Source organism: Knoellia subterranea KCTC 19937 (assembly GCF_000768685.1).
Lineage (GTDB): Bacteria > Actinomycetota > Actinomycetes > Actinomycetales > Dermatophilaceae > Knoellia > Knoellia subterranea.
Window position 1 is genome coordinate 29,267 of record NZ_AVPK01000006.1, and the last position, 26,844, is coordinate 56,110.

The 26,844-nt window shown below is 69.7% G+C and carries 31 protein-coding genes; 15 read left to right on the forward strand and 16 right to left on the reverse strand.

What is annotated here, in order from left to right; genetic code table 11:
- The 3 genes from N803_RS11020 to N803_RS11030 form a co-directional block, all read right to left on the reverse strand.
- The gene (locus N803_RS11020) at window positions 1-207 is read right to left on the reverse strand and encodes a heavy-metal-associated domain-containing protein (protein ID WP_035905263.1); all 207 of its coding nucleotides are present in this window, start codon (window positions 205-207) and stop codon (window positions 1-3) included.
- Window positions 208-296: 89 nt separating this feature from the next.
- Window positions 297-605, reverse strand: a complete 309-nt coding sequence (locus N803_RS11025) for a metal-sensitive transcriptional regulator (RefSeq protein WP_052112186.1) — start codon at window positions 603-605, stop codon at window positions 297-299.
- A 51-nt stretch (window positions 606-656) separates the two neighbouring features.
- Window positions 657-1,577 carry a pirin family protein gene (locus N803_RS11030; protein ID WP_245617203.1) on the reverse strand — a complete coding sequence of 307 codons (921 nt, stop codon included), beginning with the start codon at window positions 1,575-1,577 and terminating at the stop codon, window positions 657-659.
- A 10-nt stretch (window positions 1,578-1,587) separates the two neighbouring features.
- On the opposite strand from N803_RS11030, the gene N803_RS11035 reads away from it, so the two are divergent.
- Entirely contained in the window at window positions 1,588-1,887 is a 300-nt protein-coding gene (locus N803_RS11035; protein WP_035905550.1) for a GNAT family N-acetyltransferase, read from the forward strand.
- Between the two features lie 14 nt (window positions 1,888-1,901).
- Here N803_RS11035 and N803_RS11040 read toward each other — a convergent pair whose 3' ends face one another.
- The 3 genes from N803_RS11040 to N803_RS17565 form a co-directional block, all read right to left on the reverse strand.
- Window positions 1,902-2,429, reverse strand: coding sequence for a GNAT family N-acetyltransferase (locus tag N803_RS11040; protein ID WP_035905264.1), 528 nt, complete (start codon window positions 2,427-2,429; stop codon window positions 1,902-1,904).
- A 159-nt stretch (window positions 2,430-2,588) separates the two neighbouring features.
- A complete protein-coding gene (locus N803_RS11045) occupies window positions 2,589-3,263 on the reverse strand; it encodes a LuxR C-terminal-related transcriptional regulator (RefSeq protein ID WP_035905265.1) in 675 nt (224 codons plus the stop codon).
- Window positions 3,251-5,179, reverse strand: coding sequence for a sensor histidine kinase (locus N803_RS17565; protein WP_156969752.1), 1,929 nt, complete (start codon window positions 5,177-5,179; stop codon window positions 3,251-3,253). Before N803_RS17565 ends, N803_RS11045 begins: the two co-directional genes overlap by 13 nt.
- A 139-nt stretch (window positions 5,180-5,318) precedes the next feature.
- Here N803_RS17565 and N803_RS11055 point away from each other — a divergent pair, with 139 nt between their 5' ends.
- Both N803_RS11055 and N803_RS11060 read left to right on the forward strand, forming a co-directional pair.
- The gene (locus N803_RS11055; RefSeq protein WP_156969753.1) at window positions 5,319-6,008 is read left to right on the forward strand and encodes a hypothetical protein; all 690 of its coding nucleotides are present in this window, start codon (window positions 5,319-5,321) and stop codon (window positions 6,006-6,008) included.
- A gap of 149 nt (window positions 6,009-6,157) precedes the next feature.
- Window positions 6,158-6,964 (forward strand): VOC family protein, encoded by an 807-nt coding sequence (locus N803_RS11060; protein ID WP_245617205.1) that lies wholly within the window; start codon window positions 6,158-6,160, stop codon window positions 6,962-6,964.
- A gap of 64 nt (window positions 6,965-7,028) precedes the next feature.
- On the opposite strand, the gene N803_RS11065 is transcribed toward N803_RS11060, so the two are convergent.
- The 3 genes from N803_RS11065 to N803_RS11075 all read right to left on the reverse strand — a co-directional run bounded on the left by N803_RS11065 (window position 7,029) and on the right by N803_RS11075 (window position 9,708).
- Window positions 7,029-8,753, reverse strand: a complete 1,725-nt coding sequence (locus N803_RS11065) for an ABC-F family ATP-binding cassette domain-containing protein (RefSeq protein WP_035905271.1) — start codon at window positions 8,751-8,753, stop codon at window positions 7,029-7,031.
- A 73-nt stretch (window positions 8,754-8,826) separates the two neighbouring features.
- Window positions 8,827-9,162, reverse strand: a complete 336-nt coding sequence (locus tag N803_RS11070; RefSeq protein ID WP_245617207.1) for a DUF1761 domain-containing protein — start codon at window positions 9,160-9,162, stop codon at window positions 8,827-8,829.
- A gap of 150 nt (window positions 9,163-9,312) precedes the next feature.
- A complete protein-coding gene (locus N803_RS11075) occupies window positions 9,313-9,708 on the reverse strand; it encodes a RidA family protein (protein WP_211253512.1) in 396 nt (131 codons plus the stop codon).
- 120 nt (window positions 9,709-9,828) lie between these two features.
- On the opposite strand from N803_RS11075, the gene N803_RS11080 reads away from it, so the two are divergent.
- Window positions 9,829-10,869 carry a helix-turn-helix transcriptional regulator gene (locus tag N803_RS11080; protein ID WP_052112188.1) on the forward strand — a complete coding sequence of 347 codons (1,041 nt, stop codon included), beginning with the start codon at window positions 9,829-9,831 and terminating at the stop codon, window positions 10,867-10,869.
- Window positions 10,870-10,894: 25 nt separating this feature from the next.
- Entirely contained in the window at window positions 10,895-11,377 is a 483-nt protein-coding gene (locus N803_RS11085; RefSeq protein ID WP_169743085.1) for an SRPBCC family protein, read from the forward strand.
- Window positions 11,378-11,461: 84 nt separating this feature from the next.
- Here N803_RS11085 and N803_RS11090 read toward each other — a convergent pair whose 3' ends face one another.
- On the reverse strand, window positions 11,462-11,836 hold the full coding sequence (locus N803_RS11090; RefSeq protein ID WP_035905276.1) for a hypothetical protein: 375 nt from the start codon (window positions 11,834-11,836) through the stop codon (window positions 11,462-11,464).
- Between the two features lie 58 nt (window positions 11,837-11,894).
- On the opposite strand from N803_RS11090, the gene N803_RS11095 reads away from it, so the two are divergent.
- The 3 genes from N803_RS11095 (at window position 11,895) to N803_RS11105 (ending at window position 13,974) form a co-directional block, all read left to right on the forward strand.
- Complete coding sequence (locus tag N803_RS11095; protein ID WP_035905278.1) at window positions 11,895-13,082, forward strand: acyl-CoA dehydrogenase family protein; 1,188 nt, start codon at window positions 11,895-11,897, stop codon at window positions 13,080-13,082.
- A gap of 80 nt (window positions 13,083-13,162) precedes the next feature.
- Window positions 13,163-13,531, forward strand: a complete 369-nt coding sequence (locus N803_RS11100) for a tetratricopeptide repeat protein (protein ID WP_035905280.1) — start codon at window positions 13,163-13,165, stop codon at window positions 13,529-13,531.
- Window positions 13,532-13,671: 140 nt separating this feature from the next.
- The gene (locus N803_RS11105) at window positions 13,672-13,974 is read left to right on the forward strand and encodes a hypothetical protein (protein ID WP_035905283.1); all 303 of its coding nucleotides are present in this window, start codon (window positions 13,672-13,674) and stop codon (window positions 13,972-13,974) included.
- A gap of 48 nt (window positions 13,975-14,022) precedes the next feature.
- On the opposite strand, the gene N803_RS11110 is transcribed toward N803_RS11105, so the two are convergent.
- On the reverse strand, window positions 14,023-14,982 hold the full coding sequence (locus N803_RS11110) for a MerR family transcriptional regulator (protein ID WP_035905285.1): 960 nt from the start codon (window positions 14,980-14,982) through the stop codon (window positions 14,023-14,025).
- Between the two features lie 12 nt (window positions 14,983-14,994).
- The gene (locus tag N803_RS11115; protein WP_035905288.1) at window positions 14,995-15,453 is read right to left on the reverse strand and encodes an SRPBCC family protein; all 459 of its coding nucleotides are present in this window, start codon (window positions 15,451-15,453) and stop codon (window positions 14,995-14,997) included.
- An 82-nt stretch (window positions 15,454-15,535) separates the two neighbouring features.
- Between N803_RS11115 and N803_RS11120 the strand changes: the two genes are divergently transcribed.
- The gene (locus N803_RS11120) at window positions 15,536-16,945 is read left to right on the forward strand and encodes a tryptophan-rich sensory protein (RefSeq protein ID WP_035905291.1); all 1,410 of its coding nucleotides are present in this window, start codon (window positions 15,536-15,538) and stop codon (window positions 16,943-16,945) included.
- On the opposite strand, the gene N803_RS11125 is transcribed toward N803_RS11120, so the two are convergent.
- Complete coding sequence (locus N803_RS11125) at window positions 16,905-17,528, reverse strand: methylated-DNA--[protein]-cysteine S-methyltransferase (RefSeq protein WP_052112189.1); 624 nt, start codon at window positions 17,526-17,528, stop codon at window positions 16,905-16,907. The genes N803_RS11120 and N803_RS11125 overlap by 41 nt on opposite strands.
- Window positions 17,525-18,004: an RNA polymerase sigma factor gene (locus N803_RS11130; protein ID WP_052112219.1), complete on the reverse strand. Its 480-nt coding sequence runs from the start codon at window positions 18,002-18,004 to the stop codon at window positions 17,525-17,527. Before N803_RS11130 ends, N803_RS11125 begins: the two co-directional genes overlap by 4 nt.
- 111 nt (window positions 18,005-18,115) lie before the next feature.
- On the opposite strand from N803_RS11130, the gene N803_RS11135 reads away from it, so the two are divergent.
- Genes N803_RS11135 through N803_RS11155 form a run of 5 tightly spaced genes read left to right on the forward strand, consistent with a single transcriptional unit; the run spans window position 18,116 to window position 22,614 of the window.
- Entirely contained in the window at window positions 18,116-18,931 is an 816-nt protein-coding gene (locus N803_RS11135; RefSeq protein ID WP_052112190.1) for a glycerophosphodiester phosphodiesterase family protein, read from the forward strand.
- Between the two features lie 10 nt (window positions 18,932-18,941).
- The gene (locus N803_RS11140; RefSeq protein ID WP_035905292.1) at window positions 18,942-19,415 is read left to right on the forward strand and encodes an ATP-binding protein; all 474 of its coding nucleotides are present in this window, start codon (window positions 18,942-18,944) and stop codon (window positions 19,413-19,415) included.
- Window positions 19,416-19,437: 22 nt separating this feature from the next.
- Window positions 19,438-20,334, forward strand: a complete 897-nt coding sequence (locus N803_RS11145; RefSeq protein ID WP_035905294.1) for a DUF5926 family protein — start codon at window positions 19,438-19,440, stop codon at window positions 20,332-20,334.
- The gene (locus N803_RS11150; RefSeq protein WP_052112191.1) at window positions 20,334-21,119 is read left to right on the forward strand and encodes a glycosyltransferase; all 786 of its coding nucleotides are present in this window, start codon (window positions 20,334-20,336) and stop codon (window positions 21,117-21,119) included. The genes N803_RS11145 and N803_RS11150 overlap by 1 nt, the downstream gene beginning before the upstream one ends.
- Window positions 21,100-22,614 (forward strand): MptA/MptB family glycosyltransferase, encoded by a 1,515-nt coding sequence (locus tag N803_RS11155; protein ID WP_035905296.1) that lies wholly within the window; start codon window positions 21,100-21,102, stop codon window positions 22,612-22,614. The genes N803_RS11150 and N803_RS11155 overlap by 20 nt, the downstream gene beginning before the upstream one ends.
- On the opposite strand, the gene N803_RS11160 is transcribed toward N803_RS11155, so the two are convergent.
- The gene (locus N803_RS11160; protein WP_035905298.1) at window positions 22,553-24,727 is read right to left on the reverse strand and encodes a hypothetical protein; all 2,175 of its coding nucleotides are present in this window, start codon (window positions 24,725-24,727) and stop codon (window positions 22,553-22,555) included. The genes N803_RS11155 and N803_RS11160 overlap by 62 nt on opposite strands.
- Before the next feature lie 97 nt (window positions 24,728-24,824).
- Here N803_RS11160 and N803_RS11165 point away from each other — a divergent pair, with 97 nt between their 5' ends.
- Complete coding sequence (locus N803_RS11165; protein WP_245617209.1) at window positions 24,825-26,090, forward strand: glycosyltransferase 87 family protein; 1,266 nt, start codon at window positions 24,825-24,827, stop codon at window positions 26,088-26,090.
- A gap of 109 nt (window positions 26,091-26,199) precedes the next feature.
- On the opposite strand, the gene N803_RS11170 is transcribed toward N803_RS11165, so the two are convergent.
- Window positions 26,200-26,817 (reverse strand): TMEM165/GDT1 family protein, encoded by a 618-nt coding sequence (locus tag N803_RS11170; protein ID WP_052112193.1) that lies wholly within the window; start codon window positions 26,815-26,817, stop codon window positions 26,200-26,202.
- Window positions 26,818-26,844: the final 27 nt, after the last annotated feature.

A 26,844-nucleotide genomic window follows, 5' to 3' on the forward strand; every position in this document is an offset into this window, starting at 1 on the left:
TCACGCCAGGGCGTAGCCGGCTTCCTCGACGGCGGCGCGCACGGCGTCGTCCTCAAGGGCCTGGCTGCTCGTGACGGCGACGTTCCCGGTCGCGAGGTCGACCTCGACGGTCTCGACGCCGGCGATCTCGCTGACCTCCTCGGTGACGGAGGCGACGCAGTGGCCGCAGGTCATGCCGGTGACGGTGAAGTTCTGGGTCGTGCTCATGGTGTTGCTCCTCTGTCGACTCGCCTTGTGTGCCTCACGCCACGCTCTGGCGTGGGCTCATACACACAAGGCAGGGGGTGGGTCAGGGGTCAGGACTTCACGAGGCGGGCGATGGCCTCGCTGGCTTCCTTGAGCTTGGCGTCGGCTTCGGGGCCACCCTTGCGGGCGGCGTCGGCGACGCAGTGGTTCATGTGCTCGTCGAGCAGGCCGAGGGCGACGGACTGGAGGGCCTTCGTCATCGCGGAGATCTGCGTGAGGATGTCGATGCAGTACTTCTCCTCATCGACCATCTTCTGGATGCCGCGTGCCTGACCCTCGATGCGACGCAGCCGCTTGAGGTAGTCGTCCTTGTGGCCGCTCGCGATGTAGGAGTGCTGGTGGCCGTCGTGCTCGCTCATGCCAGATACGATACCCCCCCAAGGTATCTGACGCAACCCCGGCTGGCCGTCTCAGTGGCGGCCGGAGCGATCCCGCGGGCGAAGGCGACCACCCGGCAGCTCGGGCGCGGACAGCCAGGTCAGCCGGCCGGCATACCCGTCGACCTCACCGAAGCGCTCCGCGCGCGACTGCCACTCCTCACGGAAGGCGACGATCTCGTCGTGGTCGCGACCGATGAAGTTCCACCACATGACGATCGACTCGTCGTAGGGCGTTCCACCGAGCAGCACTGCGCGAGTGGGAGATTCGGCCACGACGGTGAGTTCGGCCGGCCCTGCGTCGACGATCCCGAGGTCGCCGCGGTCGAGCGGCGTCCCCTCGAACGTCACCTTCCCGGTGTCGACCAACAACCCATGCTCGTATGCCGGGTTGCTCGCGAACGTCCACGTCGCACCTTCCGCGATGGTCACCTCCACCCCGATCAACTCTGTGCGAGTGGCGATCGGCGAGGTCTGCCCGGCGAGCGAACCGATGAACACGCGACCGTCGACACCGTCGGCCAGCGACACGAGCGGCGCTGCGTGGTGCTGGAATTCGCGCTCAAGGTCGCGATCGGCCTCGGGCAGGACAACCCAGAGCTGGACGCCGTGGAGGGTGGTCGTCGCGGGCGTCGACACCTCGGAGTGGGCGATGCCGTGGCCGCTCGTCATGAGGTTGACCTCGCCCGGTCGGACCATCGCGTGCACGCCGCCGCTGTCGCGGTGCTCGACCTCGCCCTCGAAGAGCCAGCTCACCGTCTGCAGTCCGGTGTGTGGGTGCGGGGGCACATCCATGCCCCCGGTCGCATCGACATCATCCGGACCGTAGTGGTCGACGAAGCACCACGCCCCGACGAACGAACGGTCACGGTGGGGCAATGTGCGGCGCACCGTCATGGACCGCGGCCCGCCGAGCGGCACCTCACGCGGGCCCAAAACCTGAACCTGGGTCATGATGAACAGCATGGCCGACAACGCTGAGAACGTCATCGTGACGAACAACCCGGAGCTGCTGCGCTACGAGGCCCACCTCGGCGGTGACCTCGCCGGCTTCGCTGCCTACCGTCTCGACGGCGACCGCATCGTCTTCACCCACACCGAGGTCGACCCGGCGTTCGAGGGCAAGGGCATCGGTTCGTCACTCGCCCGCGGAGCCCTCGACGACGTGCGCGCGAACGGCGGCCTGACGGTGCTGCCGCTGTGCCCGTTCATCAAGGGCTGGATCGCCAAGCACGAGGACTACCAGGACCTCCTCGCTCACTGAGCCCCCGCGCGCGATCAGTCGCGGGGCGGGCCGGCGCCGCCGAGCGCCTTCTGGAACCATGCGACGTCGCGCCACTCACCGTGCTTCCACCCGATGCGCCGATACGTCCCGACCGGCTCGAACCCCATCGCCCGGTGCAGCGCGACGCTCGCGTCGTTGGGCAGCGTGACCCCTCCGCACGCCATGCGGAAGCCGAGCGCTTCGAGCCTGGCGAGCAACGCGGCATACAGGCTCCGCCCGAGCCCACCACCGCGGGCGGCGACGTCGAGGTACACGCTCACTTCGCACGAATAGCGGTACGCCGCACGGGTTTTGAACGGTCCGCCGTACGCGTACCCGACCACCTCACCATCGCGTTCCACGACGAGCCACGTATGCCGGACGCGCGCGTTGGCGATGCGTGTCGCCATCTCGTCGGCTCCCGGAGCGACCTCCTCGAACGTCGCGGTGGTGTGCTCGATGTAGTGCGCGTAGATCGCGGCGCAGGCCGGGCCATCGTCGGCCGTCGCTTCGCGGATCGTCACGTCGTTGGGCATTCCCATGCCAGACAGTGTGCGCCTGACATCGTTGACGACAAGGACTCTTCGGTGGCGGCTACGCCGCGCAGGCGATGGCCGTCATTCGGGCTCTGGCGCGCTGACTCCGCGAGCCCGGCACGAACCTGCCCGCCGCGAGTTGCCGCTGATCCGCGTGGCCGCGCATCACGCTCGACTGTGAACCATCGGCGGTTGCCCGGGAAGTTCGGCGAGCCAGTCCAGGACGGCAAGGACGCGCTGGTTGCCCTCGGGATCCCCGCCGATGCCGAGCTTGGTGAAGATCGACCGCATGTGTGCGTCGACGGTGCGGGACGACACGATGAGATCTGCGGCGATGCCCTGGTTGCTTCGACCCGACGCAACCAGGCACAACACCTCCACCTCGCGGGAGGTCAGCGTGGCGAGCCGACCACCCTCGCGGCGGACGTAGCCGGAGACGACGATGGGATCGATGATCGTCGCGCCTCCCGCCACCGCGTCGAGGCTCGCGAGGAAGTCGTTGGTGTCGAGGACGCGGTCCTTGAGCAGGTAGCCGAACGACGCGACGCGACCGTCGGTCAACTGGGCGGCCAGTCCCGGATCCACGCGTTCGGTGAGCATCACCACGGCGAGGCGCGGGAACCTCCGGCGCAGGAAGAGCACCGCCCTCGCACCGTCGTCGGTGAAGGTCGGTGGCATCCGGATGTCGGCGATCAGCAGATCGGGGCGGTGGCGGTTCACCTCGTCCACGAGGACGTTGGCGTCGCCCACCTGGGCGACCACGTCGTGCCCGTTGTCCGTCAGAAGTCGAGTGACGCCGTCGCGGAGCAGGACCTGGTCCTCCGCAATCACGACGCGCACGGCAGCACCGCCTCGACCACTGTGCCCGCCGGTTCGGCGTCTCGGACGACCAGAACTCCGCCGGCGGCGCCCACGCGTTCGGACAGCCCACGCAGACCCGAGCCGGCTCGCGGGTCGGCGCCGCCGCGACCGTTGTCCGAGACGGTGACCACGACCTGTTCGCCGCCCTGGGCGACGCGGACCGAGATCGTCTCCGCCGAGGCATGTTTGAGCGCGTTCGCGACGGCCTCGCTGATGACGAAGTACGCAGTGGCCTCGATGAGCGCCGGCAGTCGCTCGGCCGGCAGATCGAGGTCGACGACGCGCCCCACGGGCCTGAACAGGGCGGGCAGGGACCCGGCAAGACCCTGCTCGACGAGCAGGTGCGGCAACTGTCCACCGGCGAGCGCTCGGACCTCGTCCACAGCGTCCCGGATACCGTTCACCGTCTCGTCGAGGAGCAGCCGCACCGCGGGGTCGTCAACAGTCGGCGCCGAAAGCCGCAACTGCAGGGCCAGCCCCACGAGCTTGCCCTGGAGGCCGTCGTGGAGGTCCTGACTGACCCGGCGGCGTTCGTCCTCCGCCGCGGCCTCGGTGCGCAGCGCGGCGTACGCAGCGCGTGCCTCCCACACCGCTCTCTCGAACACACCCTCACAGGGCCCCAGCAAGGCGAGGCGCCTGGCCGCGTCCGGGTGCGACGCGAGGGCGACCACCGAGGCAGCCCCGTCGTCCCGACGGGCCACGGTGACTGCCGAGCCCGACCCGCCGGACTCGTCCTGCGACGCGGTCGCATCCCACACCTCGATGGCTCGGGCCGTGTCGATGGCGCGATCGGTGTCGACAGGGAAGCGGAGTTCGAGCCCGGGGTCGTCGAGCACCTTCCGCAGCACTCGCTGGGCGGCGTCGCGATGGCTGCCGTCGGCCGCTGCTCCGTCGCGCTGGAGCTCGTGCCTCAGCTCCGCGGCGGGGTCGACCAACCGCAGGATGGACGCACGGAACCGCAACCAGGGAAGCCCCAGTCCGGCGGCCAGCCCCCCACCGATGAGCAGGGCCACACCCACGGAGAGGTCCAGATGCGTGGCCACCAACGCAGCCAAGGAGCCCAGCACTGCGGTGACGCCTGCCAACAACACCGTGAGGGTCAGGGCGACCGTGCGGCTGCGCAGCAGCAGAGAGTCCGCGGCGCCGACGGCGCCCAGTCCGTGCCATCCGCAGAGGAGGGTTCCCAGTGCGAAGCCGGTGAACAGCGCCGCGACCGTGACGCTGTCCTCCCCACCCGGGACCACGGCCGCATACCCCAGTGTCTGGCACCAGACGATCAGGATGACGGGGAACATCGCCGCCAGGGCCGCCACGATGGCTCGTCGTCGTGTTTCACCGACGGTGCCGCGGACGCCGATCCATGTGGCCACGGGGGCCAGGACGAACGAGGCAAGGAAGAGGACGGTGCCGGGCAGCAGGGTGCCCGGCACCCCCGCGACACTGAGGCCGGCGAGGGCGAAGCCCGCCACCGCGACGCCCCAGATCGCGATCAGCCACGGGCGCTTGCTCCGGCCGGTCGCTCGCGCGCTGGCCATGACGGGAATCACCTGGACCAGGGTCAGTGGCAAGGTGTGCCATGCCATGCCCATGGTGGTGACGAAGGGGCCAGCGACCTCGGCGACGGCGATGGCGAACAGGGTCGGGTAGGCGATCACGGCGGCGCCGAGGATGCCGGTCGCCGTAGTGACGGCGCCGTCCACGCCCTTCGGCGTCCTCGCCGCGAGCAGTAGCAGCGCCAGGCCCGACCCGACCACGAGGACCTCGACCCCCTGTGGGAGGGAGTCCTCGGTGCGCGGGATCCCGGCAGCGGCGACGGCCACGTATGCCGCTGTGCCCAACATCGAGGCGAGCGCCCACGCGGGGCGCGGCCGGACTCGCTCGGTTGCCGTGTGCATGAACCCATGGTCGGTCCAATCGATCACCGGGGGAATAGGCGAAATCGCCGATGTTTCGGGGGTCTCGCGACTCCTACTTTCGAGGCACTCACTCGAGGCACTCACGTTCGAGACTCACCCCGAAGCAGGAAGGCAGGCCATGTCAACATCCACCGCATCACCATCAACGGCGATTGCAGGCCGACGCGAGCCCACTGGTATCCCCGGCGGTGTCCTCGCTGCGATTGTCGGCCCACTCGTCCTTGCTGTCTGCAACCTGGCAGTGGGTCTCACCCCGGGCCAGAGCGATGTCGAGGAGACGGTCGACATCATTCGCGTGGCAGGCGAGAACCCGACGATGTTCCAGGTATCGAGCGCGATCGGTTTCGTGGCCGCGGCCCTCCTCGTCCCCGGTATCTGGACCGTCGCCACGACATTGCGGCCTCGGACGCCGTGGCTGGCCTCCGTTGGCGGTTGGATGATGGCCACCGGATACATCATGTTCTGCGTCCTCGGGATCGAGTCCCTGATCAATCTGGCGGTCGCGCAGGGAGGCGATCCGGTCTCGTTTGCCACCGCTATTGACGAGCACACCTCCCCGGTGATGTTCGCTGTCTATTTCGTCTTCGGGCTCGGGGCACTCGGTGGCGGTTTGATCCTGGGCATCGCGATGCTACGACAGCGCGACGCCGTGCCTGCGTGGGCGGGTTGGGCCATGATCGTGTCAGAGCCCGTCCGTGTGATCGGCCTGCTGACCGGTCTCAGCGTGGTCGGGCCACCGCTGGCGTCGGTCCTCATCGCCGTCGGGTTCGCTGGGGTGCTGCTGCGCCGGAGCGACGCGCTGGCCTGAGGCGCAGCCCGATGGTCACGTCGGACTGACGTCTCACCTTCCGGCTGAAGCTTCCAAAACGCGGGTATGCCGTGTGGTCCCCAATTCGGGACCACACGGCATACGTGCGTCTGGCGCGGTCGCGGGCGGACGGCATACGGTCTGGGTTCATGGCGACGCACCCGACGAAGTGGCCCCCGGGTTCGCCCTGCTGGATCGAGATCATGGCGGGCGATCTCGAGTGGACCCAGCGGTTCTACTCCGCCGTGCTCGGGTGGGAGTTCGAGGACCTGGGCGAGGAGTTCGGGCACTACACGAATGCCCACCTCGGAGGGCGGCGGGTCGCGGGCATCTCCCCGCCGATCCCGGGTGACGACGAGTGGCCGTCGGTGTGGACGACGTATCTCGCGAGCGACAACGTCGACGCCACGGCGGCCGCGGCGGTGGCTGGGGGAGCGCAGGTCCTCATGGACCCGCTCGAGATCGGCTGGCTCGCCCGGGCCGCGTTGTGGATCGACCCGGTGGGCGCGGCGTTCGGGGCGTGGGAGGCGCGCAAGCACACGGGATATGTCGCGCACGGCGAACACGGTACGGTCGGCTGGGTCGACCTGGCGACGCCGGAGCTCGAGGTGTCCCGAGACTTCTACGGCTCGGTGTTCGGGTTGACCTATGAGGACATGAGCGTGGACGAGGCCACCTATCTCACCTTCACACCACCGGGCGTGGAGTGGGCCGTCGGCGGGATGGGCGCGCAGGTGCCCGGAGACGCGTTGGGTCCGCGCTGGTGCGTCGCCTTCCAGGTCGACGACCTCGAGACGGCACGGCAGCGGGTTCTCGACGAGGGTGGGGAGGCACCCGACGAGCCGTGGGAGGCCGAGCAGGGCGAGATCCTCACCGTGCTCGGCCCCGACGGCGAGGAGTTCTCCCTCATGACCTCAACTTTCCCGCCCGAAGTGGGTTCCTCTCACCTCGCTTGATCGCCGCGACCAAGCGAAGTGAGAGCCAGCGAAGCGAAGTCAGACGCCGGCGGCGCGGCAGGACTCACCGAGCGCGGGCCACGCGCTTCTCGTCCCAGACGGCCTCGGGAGTTTCGACGACCCGACCGTCGGACCCGAACACGAGGAACCGGTCGAAGCCGCGCGCGAACCAGCGGTCGTGCGTCACAGCGAGCACCGTCCCCTCGAACGCACCGAGCGCGATCTCCAGCGCCTCGGCCGAGTGCAGGTCGAGGTTGTCGGTCGGCTCGTCGAGGAGCAGCAGCGTTGCACCCGAGAGTTCGAGCAAGAGGATCTGGAACCGCGCCTGCTGCCCACCCGACAGCGAGTCGAAGGTCTGCTCGCCCTGGCGCGCCAGCTCGTAGCGGTCGAGCACCCGCGATGCCTCCTCGCGCCCCCGTCCGGCCCGGTGCTCGTCCCCGCGGTGCAGGATCTCGAGCAAGGTCCGACCGCGCAGCGCAGGGGAGTCGTGCGTCTGGGCGAACCAGCCCGGTCGCACCCGTGATCCCAACCGCGCAGAACCGCTGTGCCGCACCGGTTCTGGCGCGATGTCACCCACGGGACGATGCTCGATGTCGGGGTCCGATCCGCCGGCGGCAAGCAGGCGCAGGAAGTGCGACTTGCCCGACCCGTTGGACCCGAGCACGGCCACGCGCTCGCCGAACCACACCTCGAGGTCGAACGGCTGCATCAAAGGATCAACGTCCCGCGACCCTGTCTCCTGGATACCCGGCGCCAGCAGCTCCAGCCCCGTGCACACGACAGCGCGTTTGGCCGTCCGGCCACCGGCGAGGCGCATCCGGACGTTCTGTGGGATGGCGACCTTTTCGGGCGGGCCGGCCTTCTCGAAGCGATCGAGCCGGTTGACCGCGGCCTGGAGGCGTGAGGCCATGTCGGAGTTGTAGGCCGCCTTCTGCCGATACATGACGACGAGCGCCTTGAGCTTGGCGTGCTCCTCGTCCCAGCGGCGGCGCATCTCCTCGAGCCGGTCGTTGCGGTCGACGCGTGCCTGGTGCCAGGTCGCGAACGAGCCGGGGTGGGTCCACGCCGTCGCGCCCAGCGCACCCGGCTCGAGAGTCACGACAGCCGTTGCCACGCGTGACAGCAGCTCACGGTCGTGGCTGATGAAGAGCACGGTCTTGTCCGACGCGATGAGCCGGTCCTCGAGCCACCGCTTCGCCGGCACGTCGAGGTAGTTGTCCGGCTCGTCGAGCAGCAGCAGGTCCGCGGGCCCGCTGAGCAACGCCTCGAGCACCACCCGCTTCTGTTCGCCTCCCGACAGGGAGGTGACGGCTCTCCACTGAGCCCGCTCGAACGGCATACCCAAGGCCTGTGTCGTGACCGTGTCCCACACGGTCGTCTCGAACTCGTAGCCACCCGCGTCGCCCCAGTCCGCGAGCGCCTGCGCGTACGCCATCTGGGACGGCTCGTCGTCGACCTCCATGATCCTCAGCTCAGCCTTGTCGACAGCGGTCGCGGCCTTCCGAATGCGTTCTGGCGCAACGGAGATGAGCAGGTCGCGCACCGTGGAGTCGTCGCGGACCTTGCCGATGAACTGGTTCATGACGGCGAGCGTGCCGCTGAGAGTGATCGCACCCTCGTGAGCCGTGAGGTCGCCGGAGATGATCCGGGTCAGCGTCGTCTTTCCGGTGCCGTTCGGTCCGATGAGCGCGACCCGCTGCCCGTCGCCGACGCGGAACTGCACCCCGTCGAGCAGGGGGCGTCCGTCGGGGAGCGTGAACCCGACCTGGTTGACCTCGAGATGTGCCACGAGAGTCGATTGTCCAAGCCGGTATGCCGTCCCGTCACCCGACTTTCGACGGTTCCGGTCCGCGGCAGCCACCTCAGCCCGGGGGAAGCAGGCCGATCGCGAGCGCCATGCCCGTGATGACGAGGAATTCGTTGAGCACCGTGTGGCCGGTGACGGCGAACTTGCGGGGGTCGAACGCGTCGTGCACGAAGACCCGGGCAGCCGTGAAGCCCAGCCAGAGGATCCATGACGTGATGAGTGCGTTGGTCAGGTAGGAGCCGCCATAGAACTCGTGGCTCAGCGACGTCGCACCCGCCAGGACCCACGCCGTGACGAAACTGGCGACGATCATCATCGGGTAGACCGCGTTGGATCCGCCTTGCACCGACTCGTCGGTGTGGCCGATCGCCTTCATCCATCGCTCGCCCATGACCTTGGGTGGTAGTAGACGAAGCCCACGATCATGCTCGCGACAACGGCGAGGGCGACAGCGAGGTAGTTGATCTCAGGGTCTGCATGAGCGGAGACTAGGTCCTCCCGGGTCTCCCCGGGAGGACCTCGCGCAGAAGTTCAGCCCGCGTCAGTCGACGGCTGTCCCTTCGAGCTCGACGAGCTGTCCGGGGATGGCGAGCCGGGTCACCCCCAGCATGGTTGTCGTGGGTGCGACTCGGGCCGCGCCGAGTCGACCCGCGAGCACGCCGTAGTGCCGGAAGAGCAGGTCCACATTCGTCGTGAAGACGCTCAGCCGGACAAGGTTGGCGAGCCCCATTCCGGCAGCGGTGAGCACTGCCTCGAGGTTGTCGAGCGCCAGTGCCAACTGGGCGGCCATGTCACCCTCGTGCTGGGGTGTGCCGTCGGCCCCCATCGCCGTCTGCCCGGAGCAGTAGAGGGTGCGCCCCTGTCCGGTCACCAGTTCTCCCTGGTTGAAGCCCATCTCCAGTGACCACGTCACCGGGTTGATTGCCGTGCGTTCGATTGCCATCTCTGCTCCCTTGGTCCTTGATCTCGTATGCCGGGTTGCCGCGTTCTCGGGCGCGGCCCACCTTGTCGGGCAATCACGACACCTTGTGTCAGGTATTCCTGCGAGGATCTGGGCGTGCGTGCGGATCGGCTGGTGTCCCTGGTGCTGATGCTGCGCCAGCACGGCCGGCTGTCCGCTGCGGAACTGGCGCGCGAACTCGAGGTCTCCACGCGAACAGTGCTGCGCGACATGGAGGCCCTGTCGTCGGCCGGCGTTCCGGTCTATGCCGAGCGTGGGCGCCACGGTGGTTTCGCACTGCTCCCGGGCTTCCGCACCGAACTCACCGGCATGGGCGATGACGAGGTCCTTGCCCTCCTCGTGGCCGGGTCACGGCGCGGGGCCCAGCTCCTCGGTCTGGGACCGCAGCTCTCCGCCGCGATGCTCAAGGTGGTCGACGCTCTCCCGGCCAGACATCGGGGCGCGGCGTCCGATGTGGCGGAGCGCCTGTTGATCGATCCGACGACCGATCTCCTTGCGCGGCGCGAATCGTTCGACGACGCCCCCACTGAGGCGATGCGTGAGGTGCGCCGTGCGGTGATCTCCGGACTGAAACTGCGAATCCGCTATCTCCCGGCTGCCCCTGTGGAGGCGCGGTCGGACACTCCGGCGATGCGATCGCCGACCTGGCGGACGGTCGACCCGATCGGTCTGGTGACGGTCCGCGACCACGGCTACCTGCTGGCGACGAAGTCCGGTGAGGACCGCACCTATCGGCTCTCACGGATCGAGGCGGCCGAGGCGCTGGAGGAACGCGCGGACCGTCCCGACCGCGTCGATCTCGGCCAGGTGTGGCGCGAGCGGAGTGAGGCCTTCCGGAACAGCGGTGACCTGCTCACTGTCGACGTGCGTGTCAACCCCGCGCGCCGCATCGAGCTCGCGAGCACGGCCGTGGCCATGCACGACGAGCGGGTCGAGGGCGACGGATGGGTTCGTGCCACTGCAACCTTCCAGGATGAGCGGCACGCCATCTGGGCGCTGTGGCAGTTGGGGGTCGGTGCCGAGGTGCTCGATCGGCCGGAGTTGCGGGCGGCCGTGCGTGATCGCGCGGCGGCGGTGCTCGCGCACTACGACGAGGAGGCTGGCGCCGTCCCCCGCGAGAGAGCCAAGGATGGCTGAGGGTGCCGCAGGTAGGTTGACGAGCATGAGCGCCGGAATTACACGGATGAAGCCCACGCTGGAGGCCGAGGTCGAGATCGCCGCGACACCCGAGCGGGTCTGGGCGATCCTCGCCGACCCGGCCGCGATGGTCCGGCACAGCCCCATGGTCGTGGCGTCGTGGGTACGCGTCCGTCCCGTCCGGCAGGGCACGCGTGCCTACAACCTCAACCGCAAGGGTCTCCTGCTCTGGCCGATGCGGACAAAGGTCATCGAGTACGACGAGCCGCGCCGCTACGCCTTCGTCGCCAAGGACAACCAGGCGGTGTGGTCTTTCACGCTGGAGCCGACGGAGATCGGGACGCGGGTCGTCCAGCGTCGCGAGACGCCACGTGGCGTGACAGAGATGTCGCTCAAGCTGGGCAAGCTCTTCCCCGGTGGGGCAGGCGGGCTCGAGACCGAGCTGACGTCGGGGATGCGCCGCACCCTCGACAGCATCAAGCGCGAGGCAGAGGGGCGGTCCGCCTGAGGGTGCCTCGGGCACCTTGAGGACAAACTCGAGTTCGAGCAGCCGCTTGTAGTCCCGCCAGCGACGCCAAGCGATTCGACAGGATCAGCGGTCGACGTTCCAGGACGCTTCGCTCGGAGGTGTGCCGGAGTCGATGATCGATCTCACGATGTCGAGGGCCTCCGCCAAAGGAACAGTGTCGGCATCTTCGTATGTGTCCACCTGGCCGTTCTCGAGGACGTAGCCGTCGCTCGAGCCGACCGCACCCGGTGTTACTGCGTGCTCGCCAGGATCACCTTCACCCCACAGAAGCATCACCATGGCGCGGATGCCGTTGGTCACGACCGTGAGGATGCGGCCATCGTCACTTTCGAAGTACGTGGTCAGCGTGCCTTTCCCGACTTGGTTGGACACGAGCTCAGCGGCCTCCGGACCCGTCACGGATCGTTCCCCGTCGACGATTCTCCATGCTTCGGTCACGTCCGCAGGCTAACGGCGGCCGCCGTCGTCGGGAGTCTCTGAAGGTAGGTTGGCAAGCATGGCTGCCGATGCTCAGCACCCGCTCGATCTGTTCGGAATCGATGGGCTGCTGTCCGCCGAGGACCGCGACATGCGGGACACGGTGCGCTCGTTCCTCGATGCGCAGGTCCGCCCGCACGTCGCTGGCTGGTACGAGTCCGGTTCGGTTCCTGTCCGCGAACTCGCCCCCCGACTCGGTGAGCTGGGTCTTCTCGGGATGCACCTCGAGGGGTACGGCTGCGCTGGGACGAGCGCCACGGCATACGGACTCGCTTGTGCCGAGCTCGAAGCGGTCGACTCCGGGATCCGATCGCTCGTCTCGGTCCAGGGGTCGCTCGCGATGTTCGCGATCTGGCGCTTCGGCAGCGAGGAGCACAAGCAGGAGTGGCTCCCGCGGATGGCGCGCGGCGAGGCGATCGGGTGCTTCGGGCTGACCGAGCCGGACTTCGGGTCCAACCCCGCCGGCATGCGGATGCGCGCCCGGCGTGACGGGGACGACTGGGTCCTCGATGGCACGAAGATGTGGATCACCAACGGGTCCGTCGCCGACGTCGCGGTCGTGTGGGCGCGCACCGATGCGTCCGACGGTGAGACGGTGCGCGGGTTCGTCGTGCCGACGTCGACGCCCGGGTTCACGGCACGCGCGATCAGCGGCAAGCTCTCGCTGCGGGCGTCCGTCACGGCCGAGCTCGTCTGCGAGGGCGTGCGCGTGCCGGCGTCGGCGATGCTGCCCGAGGCTCGCGGGCTGTCCGGCCCACTGTCGTGCCTGTCGGAGGCGCGATTCGGAATCATCTTCGGCGCGCTCGGCGCGGCCCGGGACTCGCTCGAGGTGACGCTGGCCTATGTGGCCGAGCGCGACATGTTCGACAAGCCCCTCGCCGGCTACCAGATCACCCAGACCAAGCTCGCCGACATGGCGCTCGAGCTCGGCAAGGGCATGCTCCTCGCGCTGCACCTCGGCGCCCTCAAGGACGCCGGGGCGCTGCGATCCGAGCAGGTCTCGCTCGGCAAACTGAACTCGTGCCGCGAGGCAATCACAATCGCCCGTGAGTGCCGAACTCTATTGGGCGCCAACGGAATTGCGCTCGAGTACTCACCGATGCGGCACGCCAACAACCTCGAGTCGGTCCTCACCTACGAGGGTACGAGCGAGGTCCACCAGCTCATCATCGGACAGGCCCTGACCGGGCTCCCGGCGTTCCGATGAACACGTCGATCGGTCCGGCTAGGAATATCTAGGCCATTACCTAGATTGAACTAGCGGCCCACATCGAGGAGGAGAGAAGGATGGCTGACACGTCGTTCGCTGCGGACTACGAGGCAGCGCGTGAGCGCTTCGACGCGGGGGAGTTCGCCGAGGCTGCACCCCTGTTCGCCACCCTCGTCGACCGTTCCGCGCTCGAGCCGCCGCTGCACGGCACGACCGAGCTGCGCCTCTACCTCGCCCGGAGCTACTACCACTCGGCCCAGCTCGCGCGCGCCGAGGAGATCCTGCGCGCCATGCTCGTCGACAACCCCGACGACCACTACGCCCTGCTCCTGCTCGGCCGCACCCTGCAGCGGCAGAGCCGGCACGACGAGGCCAAGCCGCACCTGGCCATGGCCAAGCTGCTCGGTGGCTACGACATCGACGGCCCCGCGTTCGACGAAGACTGACGGCTCCGGTCACCAACTTCTGCGCCGGTCGCGCGAACGCTGGGCGCCAACCTTGTACAAACCCTTGACGCCTGAACGGGTGCGCGATTCGCTGGGGGCCCAGGCCCCGAGATCCGGGGGCGAAGAGCAAGGAGATCCACATGATCAAGGTCGTCACCACCGCAGCCGCTCTGGCTCTCGCTGCCACTGTCGCGTCCGCCCCCGCCGCGAGCGCCGCACCTGACACCGGTTGCATGCGCGCCGGGCTGGGTGTCCTCAAGGACGCCGGCCTGCTCTCGGCGGTCGCCAAGGACGGGCTGCCCATCAGCGTGGCGGTCAGCGTGGGAGTCGTGCCCCGCGAAGGCACCGACGTCAGCGCCCTGCCCGACCCCCTGCCCCTCCGTGTCGTTCTCGCCGATCACCGGGCCGGCGACGACAGCCTCTTCATCTACCCCTGGTGTTGAGCCGGGCGCGTACCGACTGGGCCGGCGCCCCGCACTCCACCCCTCGTCTCATTGACCGGCGAGGGGTGGAGTGCGTTCCGGCGCACGGCGATGCGAGGCGAGGGCGCTGCGGAGCACCTCGACCGCGCTGGCGAAGTCGTGACCGAGCCGCAGTGCTCCCTTGACCTCGTCCTGGTGTCGACCGCCGACGGCGACGACGGTCGACGGCGTCTCCTGTCGCAGGCGATCCACGACGGTCTGGGCGGGCACGACGTCCGCAAGCCTGGGCACTGCGATCACCGCCGCGCCGGCGGCGTGGGCGGACAGGGCCCGCGCCCAGTCCTCGCCGGGCAGGTCGGCGCCGACGTACGCGGTCGCGAGCCCGGAGCGCCGCGCGGCGACGGCGAAGCTCAGGAGTCCCAGTTCGTGCCGGGCGCCTGGCGGTAGCCCGACCAGGGCGAGTGGTCCGGTGTTGGCTCGCGGGGCATTCTCATAAAGCGTGGACAGCCTCCGTTGGACGGCGTTGCTCACGAGGTGTTCGCCGGCCACGCCGAGCCGGCCGTCGGCCCAGGCGTCGCCGACTCCGACGAGGGCGGGCATGAGCCACCGGCCTGTCGTGTCCAGGAAGTCGCGACCGCTCCCGAAGGCGTGGTCGAGCAGTGACCCGACCCGGACGACGTCCATGTCCTGGGCGGCCGAGATGAGGTCGTCGAGCCCTTCGGGTGCCCCGACCACGTCGACAGCGACCTTCGAACTCTCCCCGGCGACGTCGCCGGGCGCCCCCGGCCGCGACCCACTCGGACGGGCGCCGTCGACACGGCGCAACGTCTCGGCGGCGGCTTCGCTGGCCGTCCACCCGTCGTGGACGAGGGAGGTCATGATCGCGAGCGCGCGGACGTCGACGTCGCTGTACAACCGGTATCCACCGGATGAGCGCACGGGCGAGACGATCCCGTAGCGGCGCTCCCAGGCCCGCAGAGTCGAGAGGCCGATCCCGGTCAGCTCGGCAGCCTTCTTGATGGTGTACATGGTTAGTGCAGCCTAGGCTCGCAGGTGTCCCCTGTGCTGCTGCCCGAGGTCCTCGAGTGCGGCCTTCAGTCCACGCTCCGCATCGTCGCCGAGCTTCCGGAATGCCGGGCCGAGCAGTGGCGCCACGAGCCGAGCCACGCCGGTGAAGGTGAAGGTCGCTTCATACGTGACTGAGGTGCGCCGCTCATCGCCGGCAAACGTCATGACGTCGTGGGCGACGAGGCTCTGGTTCGTGCCGCGCAGCGCGATACGCCGATCGGGCTCGAGTGCGGTGACCTCGTAGGTGAGCTCCGACGTCCGTCCGAGGAATCGCGACACGTTGCGATACGTGGTTCCCACTCCACCGTCACCGCTGACCCGTTCCGTGGTGACGGTGCCCGGGTCCCACTCCGTCGTCGTCGTGAAGTCCCGGAGGTAGCCGAAGGCTGTCGCTCGGGGTACGTCTGCCGTGATGGTCCGAACGATGCGCATGGGGTCTCCCAACCTTTGACAAACATTGCACACCAACTCTACGGTGATCCCGCCCGGTTCGCGACCCCCTGCAGGAGCTCCCATGACGCACCCCAACGGCCGGGTCCTCGTCACGGGGGCGAGCGGTCACGTGGGCAGTCGACTCGTGCCACGCCTCCTCGCCGAGGGATGGGCGGTGCGGGTCCTGACCCGACGCTCCGATGGCGTGGCCGACCAGCCGTGGGTCAACGAGGTCGACGTGGTCGTCGGCGACGTGGCCGACCGGCACACACTGCGCCGCGCCCTCGCCGACGTGGGCGTCGCCTACTACCTCGTCCACTCGATGAGCGAGGAACCCGACTATGCCGCGCGAGACCGGCAGGCTGCTCTCGCCTTCGGGGAGGTCGCGCGCGACCTGGGCGTCTCCCGCATCGTCTACCTCGGCGGGCTGCACCCCGACCACCAACCGCTCTCGGGCCACCTCGCCTCCCGCGCGGAGGTCGGCCGCATCCTCCTGCGCTCGGGGGTGCCCACGGCCGCCCTCCAGGCCGCGATGGTCATCGGCGCGGGCTCGGCCTCCTTCGAGATGCTCCGCCACCTCACGTCCCGCCTCCCGGTCATGGTCGCGCCGACGTGGCTCGACAACCGCATCCAGCCCATCGCCGTGGACGACGTCGTCACCCTGCTCGCCGGTGCGGCACACCTTCCGCCGAGCGTGAACCGGACCTTCGACGTCGGCGGTCCCGACGTCCTGACCTACCGCGAGATGATCGGCCGCTTCGCCGACATTGCCGGACTCGTGCCCCGGGTCGTCGTCGGGACCCGCTACCTCGCGCCGCAGACGGCAAGCCGCTGGGTGCGGCTCGTGACGCCCGTGCCTGCGGGGCTGGCGAGGTCGCTCGTCGACAGCCTCGTCCACGACATCGTCGCGCAGGAGGACGACCTCATCCGACTGGTTCCGATCCCCAGCGGTGCCCTCACCTTCGATGAGGCCGTCGGTCGAGCCCTGGCCGACACCGGACCGGACAGGGCGCTGCGCAACCTCGGACTGACGGCCGCGGCGGTCACCGTCACTGCACTCGCCGGGATGGCCGCGACCCAACCGGACTCGCGCTGGTACCGCTCACTCGACCTCCCCCCATGGCAGCCACCGAAGCTCGCGTTCCCCGTCGTGTGGACAGCGCTCTACGCAGACATCGCCGTGGCGACGGCAGCCGCCCTGACGCGCCTGGACGCGGACGGCGAGACCGACGACGCCCGGAGGCTCCGGCGCTCCCTCGCCACCAACCTCGTCCTGAACGCCGGCTGGAGCGTGGTCTTCTGGAGGATCCGCCGACCGGGACTGGCCGCCGTCGAGAGCGCCGTCCTCGCCGTCAGCTCGGCAGAGCTCGCACGGCGCGTCTCCCGGTCACACCCGGGTGCCGGCCGGGCCCTTCTTCCGTATGCCGTGTGGACGGGTTTCGCGACCGTCCTCAGCGCCGCGATCCACCGGAGGAACCGGCCTCGAGCGTGAGGAGGTATTCCTTGGCAGCCGGCCCACCGGCATACCCTCCGACGTTGCGGACGCCGCCCACGACGGAACCGCCCGCCGGCAGCACGCGGTGACACGGGACGAAGACGCACAGGGGATTGCCGCCGAGCGCGGTCCCGACCGCGCGCGAGGCACGCGGCCGGTCGATGGCCGCGGCCAGCTCGCCGTAGGTCGTCGATGCGCCATAGCCGACCCGCGCTCGCAGCCCGTCCAGAACCGATCGCTGGAAGTCGCTCGCGAGAACGAGATCCACCGGCACCGAGAACGTGGTCGCCTTGCCTGAGAGGTATGCCGCGAGCTCCCGTCGCGCCGTATCGAGCGGTCGCGTGTGGCGGAGTACGCGCGGCGAGACGTGGTCGGACAGGCGTTGCAGCCAGGCGTCCTCTGTGTCGGAATCGGCGACGTAGGCGGACGTGACGAGCCGACCGTCGGCGCGCACCGCAAGCAGGAGGCGGCCCACGGCGGTGTCCTCGACGGCATACGAGACGTCGGACTCGGGCAGGACGGGCGGGAGGATGGCGGGGGCGAAGTCGTCGAAGACAGCAGTGATGGGGGAAGCATTCATCGGAGTTCCTCACGGTCGAGGCGGAGGGTGGCGAGCGCGTCCGAGACGAGTCGGCGGCTCATGGCCGGGGTGGTGTCGAGGGCGGTGGCGATGCCGCGGTGGTCGAGGTCGGCGACGTATTTGAGGACGACGGCCTCGCGCTGCCGATCGGGCAGGGCGGCGACGCGCGCCCAGAGCCCGTCATCGTGGGCAACCGGCCCGTCGACGGTGGGCGCCGCCGTCAGGGAGGCCGGGTCCTCATGCGCGACCGTCCGCCGGGCCGCACGGTGCGCGTCCATGGCGCACCGGTGGGTGATGGTCAGCAGCCAGCCGCGCAGGTTGCGGGCGGAGGTGAGTCGCGGATAGGCCGCCAACGCCTGCGTCCACGCCTGCTGGGCGACGTCGTCACCGAGGTTCGGACCGGCGAGGGCATGCGCCAGCCGGGCGACGTCGCGCCAGTGCGCGTCGACGAGGGTCTGGAAGGGCGGCAGGCTCACGATGATGAAACGGTATGCCGTCCGGTTGTGTGAGTCGCCTCGCTCACCCGTGTGAGTCGCACCCGTGAGTCGCTCCACCCACCGGCCCGGGTGCGCTGCAACGATGGGCGGATGCACGCTGAGGAGCGCCCCGGGGGCAGGCCGCTCGTCATCGCCCACCGAGGCGCCAGCTCACTGCAGCCCGAGCACACCCTCGCGGCCTACACGACGGCGTTCGACCTCGGCGTCGACGGCATCGAGTGCGACGTCCGGCTCACCGCCGACCACCACCTCGTCTGCGTCCACGACCGGCGCGCCAACCGCACGAGCAACGGCACGGGCGTCATCTCCACGCTCGAACTGGCCCGGCTCGAGGAGCTCGACTGGGCGAGCTGGAAGGTCCTCGACGACGGCAGCGCCCCCGAGGCCGCCGACGAGGACCCGGAGCGCGGCCGCATCCTCACCCTGCGCCGCCTCCTCACCTCGCTCGTGGACCAGAACCAGGAACTCCTCACGCTCATCGAGACGAAGCACCCGACGCGCTACGGCGGGCTCGTCGAGCGCCAACTGGTGACGGTGCTGCGCGAGTTCGGGTTGACGATCGGTGATCTGCCGAACCTGCCGCACGTCCGCGTCATGTCGTTCTCGTTGCTCGCCCTCATGCGGATGCGCGGGCTCGCCCCGCAGATCCCGCTGGTCTATCTCGTCGAGGCGGCGGCACCGCGCATGTCGTTCGACGGGTCGCTCCCGAGCGGGGTCAACGCCGTCGGTCTGGACGTCCGGATCGTGCGCCGCAGCCCGTCGGTCGTGCGGGCCCACCAGCGTCGCGGACACGACGTCTATGTGTGGACCGTCAACGAGCGCGAAGACGTCGAACGCTGCCTGGAACTCGGTGTCGACGTCCTCATCAGCGATCGCCCGCGCGACGTCATGGCGTTGCTCGATTAGAGTTCCCGGCGTGAATGCAGCGGACAAGGGAGTCGACGACGCCGAGTTCGATGAGTTCGGTGGCGCCATCGGTCAGGGCCAGGTGCGCACCATCCGCGCGCCCTGGGGGCCCTCGACGGTGACCCGGGTTCGCAAGGCCGTCGTGGCCGACCTGCGCGCCCGCGACCTCGACGAGCAGACGATCGACGAGTCCGAGATCGTCGTCTCCGAACTCATGACCAACGCCATCCGGCACGCCCGGCCCCTCGCCGACGGCTGCCTGCGCGTGCGCTGGAAGGTGCGCGGCGAGGTCGTCGAGGTCGAGGTGACCGACGGCGGCGGCGACACCACCCCCGTCCCCGCGCCCGCGGCGGTCTGGGTGTCGAGCGGGCGCGGCCTGCGGATCATCCGTTCCCTCGCCCACGAGTGGGGCGTCGGCGAGGACAAGGGCGGTCAGACCGTCTGGGCGGCAATGGGCGGACCGAGCCGCCGCCGAGCCACCTGAGTCGCCCACTACGCTGACGCCCATGGGCAAGGCATCACGACGGCGCAGGACCACCGACGACTCGGGCGCACCCGCCAAGCGGCAGCGCAACGCAGGCGTCCCCTATGTGCAGCGACCCTTCGAGGGCCTGCCCCACGAGACCGAATGGGTGGCGATCCGCGAGATCCTCCCGGCGGCCACGGCGTCGGTGTCGTTCGCCAAGGACTCGGCCCCCGAGGGTCACGAGGGCGCCACGATCGCCACCGTCCTGCCCATGGCCTGGCCGGCCGTGCACCGTGCCGACGGCACGATCCTCGTCGGGACCCAGTCGGGTTCGACGTCGGGTGACCCGAGCCGTGACCTCGCGGCCCAGCTCCTCGCCGGCGCCGCCGCGGAGCCAGGCAGCGCCGTCCAGCACGTGCCCGCCGCCACCGCCGACACGCCACGACTGCAGGATCTCCTGGACACGGACGCGCCGTTCGAGGTCGTCGTCCACGAGGGCTTCGACTTCTGGGTCGAGGGCCAGGAACTCGACGACGACGGCCGCGCCTCTCTCGACAGCGCCAACGAGTCGGTCGTCCCGACCGTGCGCATGGCGGCGCTCCCCTCGGCCTACTGGGTGCGGATCGGTGAGCGCACCTACATCCGCGTCGTCCTCCCCGACGACGAGGACGTCGCCACCGACGCCCTGTCCCGCATGCACGCCGCAGGTGAGTCCGGCCTCGGCGATGGCACTCGCCTGCTCGGCGCGTTCCGCGCCTGCGGCCTGCTCGTGCCCGTCCTTGAGGTGCCCGCGGACACCGAACCCGCCGCTCACGATGACTCCCTCAAGGCCTTCGGCGGCCGGTATGCCGCTGCGCTGGCTTCCACGGAGGCCCTCACCGCTGAGGAGCGCCGGGCCCGCTCGGGTCTCCTCAGCCGACAGGTGACCCTGCGCTGATGGGTGCCGGCGTGGGGCGGGGCGATCGGGCGAGCAGTCGCACGGTCGCCGCGATCATCCCGTGCAAGGACGAGGCCGACCGCATCGTCGCGACGGTCGAGGCGGTCCTGGTTCTCGACGGAGTCGACCGCGTCGTCGTCGTCGATGACGGCAGCACCGACGACACCGCCGCAGCCGCGGACGCCGCCGGCGCCGACGTCATCGTCCACGCCCGCAACTTCGGCAAGGCTGCAGCGCTGGAGACCGGAGTCCGCCACCTGCGTGAGCTCGAGGGCGTGAACTCCACCGACGAGCACGCCCCGCGCCACCTCCTCTTCGTCGACGGCGACCTCGAGGGCTCGGCCGCCAACCTCGGCGTCCTCATCCCGCCGGTCCTCGAGGGTCGTGCCGACATGACCATCGCGACGCTTCCGCCGCAGAAGACCTCCGGAGGGGGCCACGGCTTCGTCGTCCGCCTTGCCCGCGACGGCATCGAGCGCCTCACCGGCTGGACCGCCAGGCAACCCCTCTCCGGCATGCGCTGCCTCACCGCCGAAGCCTTCGAGGCGGCCAGCCCACTCGCCCCCGGCTGGGGCGTCGAGGTCGGCCTCACCGTCGACATCCTCGGTGCCGGCCTGCGCGTTGAAGAGGTCCCCTGCGAACTCCAGCACCGCGTCTCCGGCAAGGACTGGCGCGGCCAGGTCCACCGCGCCAAGCAGTACCGCGACGTCTGGCGCGCCCTCACCCGTCGACGCGTCCGCAAGGCCATCGGACAGCGTGCACCCGGTGTCGCACAACGCTTCTGAGGTCGTCGCACGCCCGATCGATCGGGTGCGACCCGGGCTGCTGTTCGTCTCGTTCACCCTCCTGCTGCTCGTCGGGCTCACCCTGCCCAACGCCGCCGCGCCCGACCTTGGTCCGCGGGGCTGGGCCCCGGGAACCCTCCTCCCGTTCACGCTCAGCCCGGCGGCGGTCACGGCAGCCGTGTGGACGGCATACACCCTCGGCGCCGCAGGCGTCGCCCTCGCGGTGTGGCGCCGCGGCAGCGAACTCCCGCGCCCGGTCGTCGCGCTCCTCGCCGTCGCCGCAGCGCTCACGGCACCGTTCGGGTCGGGCGACCACCTGAGCTATGCCGCGTACGGCCGGATCCTCGCGCTCGGCGACAACCCGTGGCTCGTCTCCCCGGCGACCTACCGTGGCGGGCTCGATCCGGTCGTGTCGGCGGTCGAGGCCCCGTGGCGTGAGGAGCCCAGTGTCTACGGGCCGTTCGCCACGCTGCTCCAGGGGCTCACTTCGCTCGGCGGCGGCGACAACCTGCGCCAGACCGTGTGGCTGTGGCAGCTCTTCTGCATCGCGGCGTGGCTCACGATCCGTTGGGTGCTGCGTCGGATGCTGCCCGGGCGCGAGGCGCGCATCGACGCGCTGTGGACGGCGAACCCGCTCGTCTTCTCGTTCGGCGTCCTCGGCGCGCACGTCGACCTCGTCGCGGCAGCACTGCTCGTGCTCACCGTCTGGGCCGTGCACCGGTATGCCGGCCTGCCCGGAGCCGCACTCGCCGGCACCTTCGCTGCCCTCGCCCTCTCGTCGAAGTTCACGTATGCCGTTGTCCTCCTTGCGCTCGTCCTCGCCTTCCGGGAGCGTCGGGTCGCACGCAGCGCGGTGCTCGTGGGGTCGGCGGTCGTCGTGGCCGGTGCCCTGCACTGGTGGGCGGGGCCGCACGTCTATGACCAGCTCGGGCGGTCGGCGCGGGCCGTGGCGCTGGCCTCTCCGTGGAGGTGGGCCCTCGAGCAGAGCGGCGGTGGGGCGTCGGTGCGGTCGCTCATCTCGATGCTCGCCGCGCTCGCCGCCATCGGCTTCGCCTTCTGTCTGCACCGCCTCGCGAGGTCCAACGCTGTAGAAAGCGTCGTGGCGCAACCGGATTCAGCCCCGACCACCAACGTCGGGGCCCGGGCGCTCACGTGGGTGGCAGTGCTCGGCGGGGGCTACGCGCTCGCGGCGCCGTACTCGTTGCCGTGGTACGACGTCATGGTCTGGGCGGCCCTGCCCGCTGTGCCCGTTGCCGTCGGGGTTGGTGCGGGGTCCGTCGTCGACCTCGTCCTGCTGGCCCGCCTGTGGATTATGGGGCTCGCCTATGCCTTGGGCCGCGTCGTGGGCATGACCCCGGCCGTCGAGGACCTCACGATGACCTTCCGGACGCGCGTTGCCCCCGTCGCGCTGCTGCTCGTCTGGGGCTGGCTCGTCACGAGCGCCGTGCGCGCCGGGTCCCGGCGACCGAGCGCAGGTCCTCCTCGAGGTTCCTGACGACGACGCTCACGATGAGCGGCACCGCGACCGTGGCACCGACCGCAGGGATGGCCGTGCCGGAGTCGTTGATGAGGAAGCCGATCGTCAACGTGATGACGAGGGCGATGAGACCGGAGCGCAGGGTCGGCGCCTTCTCGTAGGACTTGGCCAGGCCCTTGGAACCCCACGACGTCGGGCGCGCTAGCACATAGATGACGAAGAGCAGTGCTGCCGGCACGAGCAGGGTCAGCGGGGCGTTGCCGAGGAGGATGTTCCAGTTCTGCTCGCCCTTGCGGACCACGATGTCGAGGGCGTTGCCGTCGATGATGGCCTGGATGAAGCGACCCAGGTGGCTGCGGTTGTCGGGTGCGCGCAACCAGTCGAGGAAGGCCACCGTGAAGAACAGCGCCACCGACCCGAGCCCGATCATGGCCACGCGCTTCCACGTCATCTTCAACCCGAGGATCGACAGGATGAGATAGGCGATGCCGGGGATGAAGGCGGGCGGGCCGCCACCGTCGGCACCCCAGAACGGCGCTCCGTCGATGAGCACGGTGAGGCCCGCGATGGCGAGTACGACGATCGCCGCGACCTTGCGTCGCCCGTGGCTCACGAGATAGCTCGACACGGCTGTCGAGAGCAGGATCGCCGACGTCGCGAAGAGGGCGAAGGTCACGTTGCCCATGCCATAGAAGCGTCCGGCGACGACCGGCTGCAGACCCATGAGCGACGACTGCTGGAGCCGCGAGCCGGTGACGATGTCGCCGGCGAGCACGATCCACGTCACGGCCGCGACGAAGGCGAGCGGTCCGAGAGCCGAGCGCTGCCACGGACCCTTGAGTGCGGCATACGCGATCAGTCCGACGAAGACGCCCACGGCGGCGACGATCGAGATCATCGGGATGGGGAAGCGCCACCACGGCAGAAGGTTCGCGAGGAACGTCGACGCAGGCACGGACGCCGCGGCGACCGCGACGATGCGGACGATGCCGAGCACGCGGCGGCGCGTGTCGGACGTGCCGATCTTGCCCTTCCAGACGAGGAACACGAGCAAGTAGATGACGAGCTGCCCGTAGGCGAAGGTGTTGAAGAACGGCGGCACGAGGCTGTGCACCTCGTGGCTGGCGAGGTCGTAGTCGACGAGGTTCTGGAGGCGGTCCTCGGCGCGCTTCTCCGAATTGTCGGGGGCCGGCTCACTCGTGAGTTGCGTGCCACCGAGGCCGAGCGGAATCTCGATACCCGTGATGCCCATGAGGGTCACCGGAAGGTCCTGAGCCTGGACGAGACCCGGCTGCCGGGTCGACTGCGCGTTGAGATCACCCGGTCCGTAGTGCGGGCCGCGGGCGACCGCCAGGCGCAGACGCTCGGTCATGCCCGCGTCGGACAGGCTCGCGACGATGAAGTCGGCTCCACCCGGCGCGGCGTTGATGACATCGCCGAGGCGTTTGTCGATCGCCGCGATCTGCTGGGTCCGACTGCCCTCGACCGGCTGCTCACCCTCGGCAATGTCGTCGGGGTCGCGCACGTTGCCGACGTCGACGATCGTCACGGGGCAGGTGTTCATGTCGACGAGGAGGGTCTCGTCGGAGTAGGGCGAGTAGCGGTCCGCGTCACCCTCCGGGGTCGCCGCCGCGATGGCCGCGCCCGGTCCGACGGGCTTGATGCAGACGTCGGACTTCGCGGCCGCCTCGCCGAGCAGTCCGAGCTTGCTGTCGAACTTGCGGCTCTGCGCCGCCTGGACGAACGACTCCCAGTTGGGGACGACCCCGCCGGTGGGCTCACCGATCGGGCTGCACGGACGCTGCTGTGCCGGGCCGGAGCCGGTCCGGGGCGCCGCCGCGCGGTTGCCCGCGGACAGCCCCAACCAGCCATCGACGGGACACGTGTTCGTCTCGACGGACCGGATCGACATCGCCGCGCTCGACCCGTCGCGCAGGAGCATCCAGAGATTTGGGGTCGCCTTCTCCGAGACGTCGGTCCACGTGATGCCGCCGGTCCCGATGAGGACGGTCGCACCGAACGGGTCCGAGGGTGCGGTCGGCGAGCCGGCCGTGGCACGAGGAGCCAGGGCGCTCAGGCCGAGCACCGTCGCGAGAGCGGCGAGCAGGGCGGCGAGCGATCGTCTGGACACGTCAGGGATCCTACGGGGGCGGTTGTGGGGCGATCTGCCGAGGACGTGAGGGGCGTGTGGAGAAGGTGTGCGGACGGCATACATGGACAATGGCTCGGTGACCACGACGAGGGCGACGCGCTGGCAATGGCCGTTGGCGGCGCTCCTCATCGCGGCGGCGGCGACGCCCGTGGTGCTGCGCTACCTCGTGTTCTGGCCGATGGACCAGTGGCAGGTCGACGTCGAGGTCTATCGCGAGGCCGGCGTCTCGATCCTCACCGGCCGCCCGATCTATGCCGCGATGACGGAAGCGCCGCAGCTGCTCCCGTTCACCTATCCGCCGTTCGCGGCGATCCTCGCGTTGCCGCTGGCGTGGGTCCCGTTCCCCGTGGCCGCGTGGTTCTGGACGCTCGCCCAGGTCATCGCGACCGCCGCAATCGTCTGGTATGCCGGGTGGCGGCTCATCCATCGCGCCGACGGTTGGGTGCCCATGGTGTTTGCAGTGCTTGCTGCACCAATGTTTTGGCTGCACCCGGTGTCGGACGGGATCCGCTTCGGGCAGGTCAACGCGTTCATGGTGCTCGCGTGCCTCATGGACCTGCGCCGGCCGCGGCCCGGGATCCTGAAGTGGGTGCCGCCGGGCGTGCTCGTCGGACTCGCGATGTCGATCAAGCTGACGCCCGGTGTCTTCGTCGTGCACTACCTCGTGAACCGTCGCTGGCGCGAGGCCGCGACGGCGGTCGGGACGGCTGTCGGCGTGACCCTCGGGGCATGGGTGCTGTTGCCCGAGGCGTCGTTCGCGTTCTGGGGTGGGGCGTTGCAGGACCCGACGCGGCTCGGGCCGAACTTCGGGACGTCGAACCAGTCGCTGCGCGGGTTCCTGCTGCGTGTCGGGCCCGATGGCGTGGCCGGGACGGCTCTGTGGCTGGTGCTCGTCGCTGTCGTCGGGTTCTTCGGCTATCGGCTGGCCCGGCAGATGTGGCTGCGCGACGACTCGATCGGTGAGGTCGCGGTCGTCGGCCTGTTGGCCTGCCTGTTGTCCCCGGTGGCGTGGATCCACCACTACCACTGGATCGTCGTCGTCATCTTCGCGCTGCTCGGGGCGCGGCCGTGGAGGCGGGGAGACTCTGGAGTGCCGTGGTGGCGCTCGCGTCGACTGGTCGCGGGGGTCGTTGTGACGGCCTGGTTCCTGTGCCGGATGCCGTGGTGGGGGATCTCGTGGCTCAACCACCGCGACTGGCCCGAACTGCCCGGACGCATTCTGCAGAACGCCGATGTGGCCGGTGGCCTGGTGGCGCTCGGCCTGCTCTGGTGGGTCAACCGCGACCCTGAGGACAGTGGCCGCGGAGCCTCCCACCTCACTCCCGAGTCGGCTCGCTCCTAGCCATCACTTCTGCGCCGGTCGCGCGACCGGCGCAGACCGTGGTGACCGGCGCTGGCATGGCTGCCCCGGTGGTCAACCTGAGCGCCGGTCGCGCGACCGGCGCAGACGTTCAGAAGGCGCCGAGGATCTGGAGCGCGCTCACCGCGGCGAGGACGAGGCAGACGCCACCACCGATGCGCCGGATCGTCGAGAGCCGGATCCGTTGCAGGAGAGTCCGACCGAGCAGTGCGGCCAGGCCGGACACCGCGGCCAGGGCGAGGAAAGCGCCGATGAAGACCGACACCGCGTCGTCGAAGCGCAACACCATGGACGCCGTGAGGATCTGTGACAGGTCGCCCCACTCGGCGAGGAAGAGCACGGTGAAGCAGAAGGTCACGACCTTCCAGCCGGCGAGCTCCTTGGCCGAGGATTTCGCGCCGAACTCCTCCTCGGTCTCCGCCTCTTCCTCGTCCGCCTTGCTCGCACCCCGGAGCAGCAGGATGCCGCCGACGAGGAAGAGGAGCGCGGCGAAGATTTCGATCGGCCGCTTCGGCAGCTGGTTGAGGACGCCACCGATGGCGACGGCGACGAGGGTCTGCACGAAGAAGGCCGCGACGACGCCGATCCACACGAGCAGCGGCCGGAACCGCGTCGCCATGACGAGCGTCGCGATGAAGGTCTTGTCCGGCAGTTCTACGACGAAGATCGTGCCGAAGACGATGGCGATGGTGACGAAATCGATGCCCATGGTGATGTCGAGTCTATGAATGCCGTG